This is a genomic window from Streptomyces sp. ADMS, from assembly GCF_033441795.1.
In the GTDB taxonomy this organism is placed as follows: domain Bacteria; phylum Actinomycetota; class Actinomycetes; order Streptomycetales; family Streptomycetaceae; genus Streptomyces.
This window is the reverse complement of record NZ_JAVFVX010000116.1, coordinates 1-12,428: the sequence shown is the minus strand read 5'-3', so window position 1 is coordinate 12,428 and position 12,428 is coordinate 1. Positions and strand designations below refer to the sequence as shown.

8 protein-coding genes are annotated in these 12,428 nt (G+C 69.4%); 2 read left to right on the top strand and 6 right to left on the bottom strand.

What is annotated here, in order from left to right:
- Positions 1-145: 145 nt before the first annotated feature.
- The 5 genes from fxsT to RB628_RS33410 all read right to left on the bottom strand — a co-directional run bounded on the left by fxsT (position 146) and on the right by RB628_RS33410 (position 8,837).
- Positions 146-4,081, bottom strand: coding sequence for an FxSxx-COOH system tetratricopeptide repeat protein (fxsT, locus tag RB628_RS33430; protein WP_318324371.1), 3,936 nt, complete (start codon positions 4,079-4,081; stop codon positions 146-148).
- On the bottom strand, positions 4,078-5,418 hold the full coding sequence (locus RB628_RS33425; RefSeq protein ID WP_318324370.1) for a TIR-like protein FxsC: 1,341 nt from the start codon (positions 5,416-5,418) through the stop codon (positions 4,078-4,080). Before RB628_RS33425 ends, fxsT begins: the two co-directional genes overlap by 4 nt.
- A gap of 108 nt (positions 5,419-5,526) precedes the next feature.
- Positions 5,527-6,294 carry an AAC(3) family N-acetyltransferase gene (locus RB628_RS33420; protein ID WP_412180764.1) on the bottom strand — a complete coding sequence of 256 codons (768 nt, stop codon included), beginning with the start codon at positions 6,292-6,294 and terminating at the stop codon, positions 5,527-5,529.
- Positions 6,287-8,512 (bottom strand): radical SAM/SPASM protein FxsBH, inactivated beta-hydroxylase extension form, encoded by a 2,226-nt coding sequence (gene fxsBH, locus RB628_RS33415; RefSeq protein WP_318324369.1) that lies wholly within the window; start codon positions 8,510-8,512, stop codon positions 6,287-6,289. The genes RB628_RS33420 and fxsBH overlap by 8 nt, the downstream gene beginning before the upstream one ends.
- 145 nt (positions 8,513-8,657) lie before the next feature.
- Positions 8,658-8,837: a hypothetical protein gene (locus RB628_RS33410; RefSeq protein WP_318324368.1), complete on the bottom strand. Its 180-nt coding sequence runs from the start codon at positions 8,835-8,837 to the stop codon at positions 8,658-8,660.
- 235 nt (positions 8,838-9,072) lie between these two features.
- Between RB628_RS33410 and RB628_RS33405 the strand changes: the two genes are divergently transcribed.
- Entirely contained in the window at positions 9,073-9,990 is a 918-nt protein-coding gene (locus RB628_RS33405) for a DUF4231 domain-containing protein (RefSeq protein WP_318324367.1), read from the top strand.
- A 207-nt stretch (positions 9,991-10,197) separates the two neighbouring features.
- Positions 10,198-11,658 carry a pectate lyase gene (locus RB628_RS42765; RefSeq protein WP_412180763.1) on the top strand — a complete coding sequence of 487 codons (1,461 nt, stop codon included), beginning with the start codon at positions 10,198-10,200 and terminating at the stop codon, positions 11,656-11,658.
- Positions 11,659-11,789: 131 nt separating this feature from the next.
- On the opposite strand, the gene RB628_RS33390 is transcribed toward RB628_RS42765, so the two are convergent.
- Positions 11,790-12,305, bottom strand: coding sequence for a hypothetical protein (locus tag RB628_RS33390; protein ID WP_318324381.1), 516 nt, complete (start codon positions 12,303-12,305; stop codon positions 11,790-11,792).
- Between the last annotated feature and the right edge of the window lie 123 nt (positions 12,306-12,428).

Here is a 12,428-nt window from a genome sequence, read left to right as displayed (position 1 = left end):
CGGACATCCGCACCGGACATCCGCACCGGACATCCGCACCGGACATCCGCACCGGTCACCGGTCACCGGACATCCGCACCGGACATCCGCACCGGTCACCGGGCACCGGACATCCGCACCGGTCACCGGACATCCGCACCGGACATCAAACCGCCAGCGGCTCCAGATCCCGGTATATCCGCCGCTCGTCCGCCGCCACCTGAGTGATGCCGTTCTCCTCGCCCAGCAGCATCCGCAGCTCCTTGAGCGACTCCTCGCGCAGCCGCCGTGCCTCGTCCTTGTGGCCCAGTGCCGTCAGGGTGAGGGCGAAGTTGGTGACGATGGCCAGGGTCTCCGGATGGTGCTGGCCCAGTATCGTGCGGAGGACCGTGACCGCCTTCTCCTCCAGCGCGCGTGCCTCCTCCAGCCGGCCCTGGCCCGCCAGGACGTTGGCGTAGTTGATCCCGCAGAAGAGGGTGTGCGGATGCTGCTCGCCGAGCACCTCCGCCATACGCGGCAGCACCTGGTGGAACACCTCCTGCGCGAGCGCCACGTCACCGCAGCCCCAGTGGAAGATACCGAGGTTGTTGAGCGCCGCCTGGGTGTACGGGTGGGCCTCGCCCGGCACCTTCATGTACTCGCCCAGTGCCTCCTGGGCGACATGGCGGGCCTCCTCGCGCTCGTCGGCGGCGAACAGGTCGGCGGCCAGGTTGAGGTCGCAGGCCAGTGAGTCCGGGGTCGGCTTGGAGTACTGGGCACGGTACTGGCCGCGGGTCGCCGTGGTGAGCCGGCGGGCGTCCTCGAACTGGCCCGACCGGCGCAGCGAGACGGCCAGCGACTTGGCGCAGCGCAGGGTGCCCGGGAAGTCCTTGCCGAGGATGCGTTTGTGCGCGTCGTACGTCCGCGACAGCAGGGCGACGGACTCGGAGTAGCGGCCCACCTCGCGCAGATCGCGGCCGAGCCGTTCGGCGGAGGCCAGCGTGTAGGGGTGGTCGGGGCCGAGGACCTCCATACGGCGGTCCAGTGTGTCCTGGTCTATGGCGCGGGCGTCGCTGTAGCGGCCGACCATGCGCAGCGCGAGCGCCAGGTTGTTGGCGGCGCTCAGGGTACGGCGGTGCGACTCGTGGAAGATCTGGCTGAACCCGTCGTGCGCCTCCCGGGCGAGATCCACCGCCGACCGGTACTCGCCGAGGGCGGCGAGGTCGCTGGCGAGGTTCGAGGTGGTGACGTACGTGTGCGGATGGGACGTACCGAGGACCTGGCGCTGACGTGCCAGCAGTTCGGTGTCTATGTCGCGGGCCTCCACGTAACGCCCCTGGGACCGCAGCACGCTGGCCAGCTGGCAGCGCAGGTAGAGGTACTGGACGTCGTCCTCGCCGAGCAACTCAGCCCAGTGGGTGAGGAGTTCCTCGGCGCGGCGCTGGGCGGCGGGGAAGTCGCCGCGCTTCCAGAGGTAGCGGACGCGGTCGATGAGCAGTCGGCGGGTCGCGGAGTCGACACAGTTGCGGGCGTCGGAGGCGGTGAGGTGCGGCCAGATGACGGCGAAGCGCGGCCAGGTCTCCGGGTCGTCGATCGGCTCGTCGCCGTCCGGGCGGGCTCCGGCGAGCACTGTGTGGACGACGTGCCGGGCCTCCCTCTGCTCCTCTTCGGTCAGCTGGGCGCGGATCACCGCCTGCACCAGCCGGTGCACCTGGATGCTGTTGCTGACCTGGTCGACCTTGGCGAGCGCGAACCGGCCGATCTCCCTGATGACCCGCCCGAGCAGCAGACTCTCCTGGAGCGAGGCGTCGTACGGCTTCAGGGCGTCGATCATTTCCTTGCTGTAGAGGAGCTGCGAGGAGATCGGTTCGGCGGCGAGGAAGGCGCACAGCTGGAGCAGCCGCACCGACGCGGGGGAGCGTTCCTTCAGCCGGGCGATGGAGATGTTCCAGGTCGCGGCCACCGAGTGGGGGTAGTCGGCGGGCTGGTTGAGGTCGAGTACGTCGGTGGTCTGGTCGGCGAGCTGGCGCAGGTAGTCGTCGATCGGGGTGGCCGTCTCGGCGAGCCAGGCCGCCGTCTGTTCGACCGCGAGCGGCAGGTCGCCCACCGCCTGCGCCACCTGGTCGGCCTCGTCGGTGCTCAGCCCCGAGGCCCGCCGGGTGAGGTGTTCGACGCTTTCCTCACGCAGGAACACCTCGATCGGCATGGACGCCCCCTGCGGCGCCCAGGCCTGGTTGCGGGAGGTGACCAGCACATGCCCGCCGCCGCCCTGCGGGATGTAGCGGGCCAGCGACGCCGGGTCGTCGGCGTTGTCGAAGACGAGGATCCACCGTTTCGTCGGCATGCCCCGGGCCAGCATCTGTACGGCTTCCTGGCTGGCCAGCGTCATGTCCTCGCCGCCGGGCGCGCCGATGCGTTCGCCGAGTTCGGCGAGGGAGGCGACCACGTCGTCCTCGTGCTCGGCCGAGGTCCACCACACCAGGTCGTAGTCGGCCATGAACCGGTGCACGTACTCGATGGCGACCTGGGTCTTGCCGACCCCGCCGAGTCCGAACAGCGCGAGCGGCTCCGGCACCACGGCGGTCGAACCGCTGCCGAGCTGGTCGCGGACGAGGTCGAGGATGATGTTGCGGCCGGTGAAGGTGTTGTTGCGCTGGGGCGCGTTCCAGTGCGCCGGGGTCGAGCCGGGGAAGCGCGGGCCCCCGGACCCGGGGCCGACGGGCTGTCCCGGCAGGTCGACGGCGCCGAGCAGTGTGAGGGTGCTCTGCGCCTCGTCGAGCCGGTGCAGGTCGACCGGGTTGTGGTCGAGGTAGGCCGTGGGCAGCCGGACCTCGTCGACCCTGAGCGGCACCATGGCGCCGTGCGGGGTGTCGGTGTCGGAGTCGGTCAGCGCACGCCAGACGGCGTCCGCGTACCGGGACTTCTGGAAGGCGTTCGACAACAGGACGAGGGTGCGGGTCGAGCTGTCGGGGCGGGAGACCGGGCCGGTGGAGATGTCGTGCGGGAGCACGTTGCAGCCGGAGCGTTTCAGCACGGCCTCGATCCAGTCCGCCCACATCCGGTTCTCACCGGCGTAGGCGACGACGATGTCCGCCGTGGTGGCCGGCGGCCGGCGCCGCAGGAACGCGTCCCGGCAGCGCAGCCGGACGGGCTCGGGGACCGGCGGCAGCGAGGTGACCGTGCCCTCCGAGATGACCGCGGTGAGCCGTTCGAACGCGGACAGCAGCGAGTTGGCGATGCCGCTCTCGTCGCCGACCGTGGCCAGGGTTTCCTCGTAGGCGTAGTACGGCCGGTAGGGGATCTCGACGTTGCCCCAGTAGGCCGTCATCTCCTCCGGGCTCAGTTCGCCCTCGTCGAGCCCCTTGGGCAGCCCGTCGAACTTCAGCCGGGCCAGCGCCCGCCCCGCGTCGACCTTCTCCTTCTCGCCCTCGTCGATGCGCATCGGCACGGGCAGCACGCGGATCCGGCGCTTGCGGTAGCCGTCCTGGACACTGCGGGCCACGGCGGCGGCGCCGTCCAGCGACTGGTCGCTGAGGGTGAAACAGTCCACGAGGACGTCCGGCATCTGGATGGTGCAGATGTCGGCGTTGTCCGACAGCCCGGTCCGGCTGTCGATGAGCACGTAGTCGTACGACGCCTTCATGCTGTCGCGCAGCGCGTCCAGGAAGAGACCGCCGCCGAGGCGTTCGTAGAAGTTGTCCCACTCGAACGACGACACGGATGCCGAGTACGAGCGGTCCTGGCGGCCGGCGGAGAGGAAGTCGAGCGATCCGCCGTCCACGAACCTCAGGCCCAGGCGCTCCGGGGTGAGCGACATCGCGTGCTGCTCGACGTCCGCGAAGTTCAGGTGCCAGGGCCCCGAGCGCTGTGTTCCGGTGGTCGCGGCCCAGGCGTAGTCATTGATGATGTCGATGACACCGGTGGTCGCGGCCAGCGCGTTGGAGTCCAGGAACGGGTGGAAGAAGCGGTGCAGACCGGGCGCCTCCAGGTCCCAGTCGACGGCCAGGACCCGCTTTCCGTTGGCGGCCAGGATCCACGCGCAGTTGGCCAGGGCCATCGTGCGGCCCGTGCCCCCTTTGTACGAGTAGAAGGTGATGATCCGTCCGTCCTGCACGGCCGTCATGCTTCTCCTTCGTTGTCGTCCCCCGCCTCCGGAAGCGGCGGGTGGGTGGGGCCCATCAGACGGGGCCGGGGCACGTGCGGGCCGGCGGGCGGGTGAGCCACCGCGTGCTTGAGGTACTGGCGGGTCGTGTGCGCCACGACAGTCGGCAGGACGTCGGTGAAGGCCTTGAGGCTGGGTACGCCGTTGACGGCCACCCGGCAGTCGGTGCGCCTGCCCCGGTCGAGGATCAGTGGCAGCGTGCGCTCCAGTTCGGCCGTCAGCTGCTTGCCCTCCTCGCTGTGGCACTGCATGTCCGACCGGTTCCAGGGGACGATCGCGCTGATCCAGGGGCGGGCCCCGAGGTCGAACTTCCGCAGCCGTTCCTGACGTTGGGCGCTGGTGAGTGCCCAACGGTCGACGAGCAGGATGCCGGGCCGGCCGGGCGGGGCCTTCTCGATGTCGCCATCGGCCGCGTCCGCGCCGTCCTCGTCGCCGGCGTTCTGCCCGCCGGGGTCCTCGTCGTCGAAGGAGGAGATCGTGATCCGGTAGTCCAGCGACCGGATCAACTCCTCGGCGAGGGCGGGCAGCGGCCGGGTGCTTTCGGAGTGGTACGGGTTCCAGTCCTGCGCGTCCTCGCCGTACGGGCGTTTGTCGCGGTGTTCGGGGAGGTCGTCCCGGGTCGGCGCGGCCACGGTCAGATGGATGCGGCGAGGGCCCTCGCCGCGTGGCTTGAACGCGCTGGGCGTCGACTCGTACGGCCGGGGCCTGCCGGCCGGCAGCGGTGAGTCGTGGGCGACCCGCACGATCCGCTGGGCCAGGTCGAGCACGATCTCCTCGTACTCGTCGTGCAGCCGCTTCAGCTTGATCAGGCCGTAGATCCCATGGGCCGCGTACCGGTCCCCGTAAGTGGCCTGGTCGAAGTGTATGTGCCTTACGGAGTCCGGGAGTTGTCCGTAATCAACGTGCGTCCACATGGCCGGGACGATGGCGGGAACATCCCCGGCGCCGGTGTTCCGGGCGCGCAGGATGCGTTCGTTGAACGCGAACCACTCACGCCCGCACATCTCACTCGTGAAGTAACGCGGCGAGAACAGCGGCACGAATACCCGGCAGGCGGCCAGGTTCTCGCTGAGTTTTTCCGGCCAGCCGTCCCCGGAACGCATCTCCCGGTCCATGAAGCCCGCGGCGCCCGCGGGCAGATCGGTGAGCGCCATGATGTGGTCGCACAGATCCGTGAACAGCACACGCACCCAGTGGTCGGGATCGCCTCCGCCCGATCCCCAGGCCGGTGTGTGCGCGTAACTCAGAAAGAAGTAGGGCCGGTTGTCCGACCCCCGGTCCCGTGCGGGTATGTTCACGCGCCCCCCTGCCCGTTGACGATGCCCTCTCCCCGCCGACGGCGTCATCTGGCCGGACCAACAATGTGCCCGACGATTCGACTGTTCGTGTCGTTGGTTTCACGTCATTCAATGGCGATATCCGGACATCCGGTCACGCGCGAAGTCGACGACCGGCCGCATCTCGACCAAAGCCACTTTCCGCCCTGCCAGTTCCGCGAACTCAACATGTTCGCGCGGGAGTTCAGCGCCCAGAGCGGCGAAGCAACTGTCGTCCAACGCGGTGTCCTCGTACGAGATCCAGCCGCCCTTCTCCTCGACCACGCACTCGTATGTGCGCCGGGGTCGTGGCGGATTCGTCCGGTACTCGGCGAGATGGAACGCGCTGCACACCCCGAATCCGACGCGCAGCAGAAGTACTTGGGCCCGCGCGTCATACAGCCGGGCGAGCGGTGAGCGTTCCCCGAGCAGACAGTGCGGGTCGTGCCCGTCGAGCAGTTCGGCGGCGCGCGGACCGAGGCCTGCCATCGATGTCTGCGGATGGGTGCTGCGCACGGCTCCGGGGCTGGTGCGGACGAACTCGGCAAGCACTCCCATGGCTGCCCGGCAGGGCGTCGTGAGCGGTTCGAACGGCAGCATCCCCGCCTCGAATGCGGCCCTCTCATGCTCGCTCAGCCCGCTGGTCAGGGCCTGATGAGCGCGTGAGGTACGGGAGTTCTCCTGGGTGAAGGCGGGCACGATCAGCGTCCCGGCGGGACCCAGCACGTCGAGCAGGGCGTCCCGCACCTCGGTGTCCCGCAGTCCGCTGCCCCGCAGGGAGGCGTGCACCATCAACACCCCACCCCGGCGGATACCCAGCGTTCGTAGCAGCAGAGCGAGTTCACCGACGTCAGTCACGCCGGCCCGTCCTCTCCCGCCACTCGTCCCACAACCGAACGGCGAGGGCGGCCCCGGTCCCGGTGAGCTGCCGCTCCGGCAGAGCGGCCAGTTCGGTGAGTGCGCGGTGGGCCTCCTTGAGGGTGACGGCCCGGCCGTCCGTGTCGGGGTTCCGTGAGGTGCTCTCCCCGGAGACCGACGCCAGTGCCTCGCTCGCCTCGTCCAGCAGGCGCCCGGCCCGGCTTCCCGGTACCGCAAGTTCCGTAGTGTCCCGCAGCGCGGCAAGCCGCGCCCGCCGCCCGAGCCGGGGCACCTGCCGTACGAAATCCTCCGGTTCGGCATCGACGGCGACCCCAAGAGCGCCCGGCGCATGTCGGCCCAGCTGGACTCCGGCGCCCTTGGACAGCGGGGTCACGGTTGTGGCGACGAGGACGCGCGGATCACCGCGCCAACCGGGCAGCCGCTCGTCCAGCAGCGCGTAGCACCGCTCAAGCAGCCCACGGAACCCGTCCCGCTCACCGAGGTCCAGCGGCTCGGCGGCAGGGAAGGGGAAGCAGTCGCGGAAGGGGTGGGCGTCGTCGATCAGCGGACCGTGGCCGCTCAGCGAAAGGAGTTGTACGGGACGCCAACGCGAGTTCCCGGTCGACGAGTCGGCCTCGGCATCGAAGAGAACCCGCTCCCAGCCCTCGCCCCCGGTATGCCGTACGAGGATGCCGTCCGCGTCCGTGGTGACCTCGACCCGGCCGGGACCGGGCAGTTCCAGCGTGCCCAGGGTCGGCAGATGCAGCCACGCGGCCGGGTGCTCCCAGGTGAGCGCGGCCCCGGCCTGTGCCCGCGCGGCCATGGCCACCACCAGCGTTGCGAGCAGCGCCGGTTGGGGTGGACCGTCCCATGCGTGACGCACCGCGGTGCGGGTGTAGGGGTGCGAGAGCACCGCGTCCAACTCGGGCGCCGTGCTGTCGTCGGCGTCAAGGCGCAGCAGTGCCTGCCAGGCCCCGGCCCAGTCGGGGTCGAGCGCGGAGCCGGGGTCCCCGGCGGCGCGGTCGTTCATGAGCATCAGCAGGTCACGAGTCAACTTGATCTGCGCAAAGGCGAGTTCGTCGCCGTCGTGCAGGGCCGGGGCCAGTGCGCGCTCGGTGATGCGTTCCGCGACGCCCTCGACGAAGGCACGCAGGTCCGCGCAGAACACGGACGGATTGCCGAAACCCCGCTCGGTGCTGTACCGGTGCGCGTAGAGCCCGCCGCCGCACGACTCGACGACCGGGCACCGCCGACAGGTCTCACTGACGCCCTCGATACCCGACTGCCGTGCCTGTACGCCGGGATGGCGGGCGTACTCCTCGAAGCCGTGCCGGAAGACGTCGTACCCCGTGGCCGGAGCGCCGTCGTAGGCGGCCTTCAGGGAGTCGGCCTGTTCGATCGTGCCGTCGGTCTCCACGACCGCCAGATCGGACGGGGCCAGTCCCATGGCCTCGGTGAGGCTGGGGCCGCCGCGCAGGGTGCTGAGCACCGAGTCGAAGGTGCGCACCTTCATCGGTCGGCCCTGTTCCTCCCAGCGGTCGAAGATCCTGAGCAGCCATTCGGCATACGGAGTCGGGGAATCCGTGATTCCGGGGGGAGGCGGGCTGTCCCAGGTCGAATGCGGCAGAAGATAGTCGATACGGGGCGGGGCGAGAGCGGTGAGCGCGTCGTGGACCGCGACCGGATCATTCTTGATGTCGACCGTGCACAGGAGCCCCGTGTAAAGGTGCCGGTATTCCGGCGCACACAACCGCTCGATTCCGGCCAGAACTTTGTCGTAGCTACTGCGTCCCCGACGGTCGAGACGATGCCGGTCATTGGCTGCGCGATCACCGTCGAGAGAGATTCCGACCTTCACATCGAATTCCCGGAGGACCTCCAGTTGAGGCCCGTGCAACAGCATTCCATTAGTGTGCATACGGAGGTCGACGGTGGTGACGGGAGACAGGATGCGGGTGAGTTCCGCGCAGATGTGACGGAGGCGCCCGGGGCCCACGAGGAGTGGCTCTCCGCCGTGCAGAATGACCGACACGCAATCGAGTCGGTGGGTCTCCGCATAAGACGAGAGGCGTTGTGCGACGTGTGTGACGGTGTCCTCGGAGATCACCGTCGGGCGCGATTTCCAGCTCTGGTCGGCCAGTTCGTACATATAGCAGTGATCGCAAGCGATGTTGCATCTGCTATGGATCTTCAGGACCAGTTCCTGGATTTGAGTCACCCGGCATAGCTTACGGCTCCCCGACAGGCTAGGGTGCCATCAACTCCGCACTGCATCGCGTAAGTTGGGGCGCCTGGGTGTGGGGGGCCAGGGCTCCCGGCAGTGGCTTTGCCGGGAACCCCCAGGTCGCCGGGCCTACTGCCGCTCAGATTGCGGCATCAAAGGTGATCGGCTTCTTCGAGGTCCAGCCGACGGCGTCCGTCAGACGTCCGGTTGACTTGATGACGGCGGCCTTGTCGGTGGCGACGGAGGTCAGCGGAGTGTGCCGTCGCTGCGCCGAACGGGAAATCGCCGATTCGCTCTGGATTGTCGTGGCCCTGTTCATAGCTGTCTCATTGCTCCACTTCGTCGATGAACAGGCCCAGCCATCCCGTTCCCGTCGTACGTTGGGATGATCGTTGGGGACCTGTAGACGTAGTGAGACAGCCTGAGACCTGTGCGGATACTACTCGCGCGGAACCTACCATGCGGGACAGTTGAACGCATCAGGAGGGGTTCTGTTCTCGCATACCTGGGCGACAATTTCCATAGGTGTTCACTTCTAGCCGTGCGGGGGGACCATGCGGACGGGAACTCCAGGGCCAAGTGTGACTTTGAGTGACAGCGATCTGCCGCCGCTCTTCCGGATAAGTGACCATCGTGCGCTGGCCAGGCAAGGAGAATCGTTTCGCGCGGTGCGCACCCAGCTTGTGACGCTGCTCCTCGCCACCGCGACCGCTCTGCTCGCGGAACGCCTCGACAGTCATATTCCGGCGGCAATGGCGGCCGTGCTGTACGCGTCGACCATCGGCATCGGCCTGCACACCGCACGCCGCCGGGCCCGGGCCCATTGGCGCGCACACCGGGACGTCGCCGAGCTGCTCAAGTCACTGGCCTGGCAGTACATGGTGCACGGCGGGCCCTTCCACTCCCGGGTCGCCGACCCCGACGCACTGTTCGCGGAGCGGCTGGAGGGGCGGCTCGCGGAGCTCAGGAAAGTCGGCTGGGCCGACGACTCACGGAACGGGGTCCGTGCCCGGGGGATCGGGCAGATCACGCCGGCCATGCGGGCCGTGCGAGCCAAGCCCTTCGAGGCGCGACGGGACATCTATCTCCGCGACCGGCTCCTTGAGCAGTTCGTCTGGCATCGCAACAAGGCCGCGCAGACTCACCGGGCCTCCGTCCACTGGTCGTCCGTCACCGCTGTACTGACGCTGCTCGCGCTGCTGTCCGCCGGCCTCAGGGCCCTCGGCGTGATCGACGTCTGGGATCTCACCGGGCTGCTCAGCGCCGCTGCGGCGGCAGGGGTGGCGTGGCAGGAGGTTCACAGGCACCGGCCGCTGGCGTACGCGTACGGCCTCATCAAGCAGGACCTCGACATGCTGCGGGTCACGATGTCCAGGACGGTGACGGAGGCGGGCTGGGCGGATGCGGTGGCGGACGCCGAGCGGCTGATCTCACCGCAGCACACCGACTGGGTGGCCAGGTTCGGCGGCTGAGCGCTTCCCGTCTCCTTCACCGACTCCGTCGGATCTCCATGCACGGGGTGAGTCCGCGGTCGATCCACGATGACCCCGCTCTCGCCGACCACTCGGCTCCCACTCAGGAAACACAAAGTTCCGTGGACGCGGCAACCTCCGCGGCGACGGCGGCGACAGACAGGCGTCGGATACGGACAGCGTGAACTCCCGAACGAGAGCGACGACGTGAGCAAGAGAGCAGTTGGGCGCAGGCCGCGCCGCAGGAGGACAAGCCGCCGCAGGGGCGCACTGATCGGCGCGCTGGTCGCGGTCCTGGGCGGTGGCGCGGTCGCCGGCGGGGTGCTGATGACCGCGTCCGCGTCGAGCCCTGGCGCCGGAACGTACCGCCTGGTGAACGCCGCAGACAGCACATGCCTGACCGGCGCGGCGTCGGCCACCGCGAGCGGCGCGCAACTGAAGACGGCCGTGTGTGACGACTCGGCCGCCGCGCAGACCTGGCAACTGACCGACAGCGGCGGCGGGTTCACGGTCACGAGCACGGCCGGTGGACTGTGCGCCGGGGTCAGGGGCGCGTCGGTGTCCGTGGGCAAGGCGGTACAGCAGCAGACCTGCGACGGCGGCTCGTCACAGGTGTGGAAGCTGACCGGGGTGGACGGCGCGCACCACCTCGTCAACGCCAAGAGCGGCAAGTGCCTGAACGTCAAGGGTGCGTTGACACAGCAGAACTCCTGCGACAGGGCGAGCAGCAAGAGCTGGACGCTGGTGGCGGAGGGCGATCCGTCGCCCACGACGTCCCCGTCGGGCTCGGCCTCGGCGTCGGCTTCCGCGGGCAAGTCGGCGTCCGCGTCGGCTTCACCGTCGACATCGGTCTCACCCTCCGCTTCGGCGTCGGTCACGGCCTCCGCGTCCGCGTCCGTCTCCGCGTCGGCGAGCAGGTCGGCCGGTGCCTCCACCGCTCCGGCCTCCGGAACGGACTCCGTCGGCGGCACGGCCCTGGGCGAGTGGCCCACCGTCGCCGGTGTGCAGGCGGTGCCCGCGAGCATCGAGGTCTCGGGTACGTACGACGGCGCCCTGAAGCGCTTCTACGGCTCCGGCGGCCTCGGCAGCGCCGACCAGGACGAGAACCAGGGCCCGATCTTCGAACTCGCCGACGGCGCTGTGCTGAAGAACGTGGTCCTGGGCGCTCCGGCCGCCGACGGCGTTCACTGCCTGGGCAGTTGCACGCTGCAGAACGTGTGGTGGGAGGACGTCGGCGAGGACGCGGCCACGTTCAAGAGCAAGTCGGCCTCGGCCACGTACCTCGTATCCGGCGGTGGCGCGCGCCACGCGGACGACAAGGTCTTCCAGTTCAACGGCGCCGGCACGCTGACCGTCCAGAACTTCCAGGTCGCCGACTTCGGCAAGCTGGTCCGTGCGTGCGGCAACTGCAAGACGCAGTACGAGCGCCACATCGTGGTGAAGAACGTCCTGGTGACCAGCCCGGGCAAGGTTCTGGTCGGGGTCAACGCCAACTACGGTGACACGGCCACGATTTCGGGTGTCACGGTGGTCGGCGACAGCAGCAGGAAGATCACCATCTGCGAGCGCTTCGAGGGCAACTCCTCCGGTGCCGAACCACCGTCCCTCGGCAGCGGTCCGGACAGCACGCACTGCCGCTACGGAAGCTCGGACATCACGTACAAGTGATTCACCGTTGATCCGGCTTCGCCGGCGCGCCCAGGACGAGGGCGCGCGCCGAAGGTGCTCAGCGCACGGGGGCTGAGCACCCCATCGGCCCTCACCGCCAGGCCGCGGCGGTGGGGGCCGATGCCGTACCGCTAGGCCCGCAGCACCCCCGGCCGCCAGAGCACCGTCACCGGAACCCCCGTGCGCCGCGCGTACGCCACCACGTCCCCGGTGCCGCCGAGCCCCCGCGCGGGTTGGCCGTCCCACACCGCGACCAGTCGGTCGGCGTGGTCGACGATCCAGCGGCCCGCCGCGAAATAGGCCTCCTCATCGGTGGCCTCCTCGGGCAGATTCACGCGTGTGCGGCAGGAGTTGAGGAGGCGGCGGTACGCGGCCCGGGTGTCGGCGTCGCCGAGGTGGGCCTCGTAGTCCATACCGGGAATGACGGCCGTGACCGGGATGCCGCGGTCCAGGGCGATGTCGGCGAACAACTGGTCGGCCCCGGCCGCGAGACTGCTCAGTGCCTCCAGTTCCTCGTCGCCCTGGAACTGCCGGCGGATGCCCGTGCGTACGGACGGCAGGACGGCGGGCGGGATCGAGCGGTGTCCGGTCACACCGATGCGTGTGCGGACGCGCGCCACGATGCGCGTGCCCACGCCGGTGTCCATGCCCGTGTCGATGCGCGCCCCGAGGCGAGTGCCGAGGAGCGTGCCGTTACGGACTCCGCTGCGCAATACCTCGGGGCCGCTGGACTGCACTCCGCGACCTGCGGCGACGCGGCCGTGCTCGGT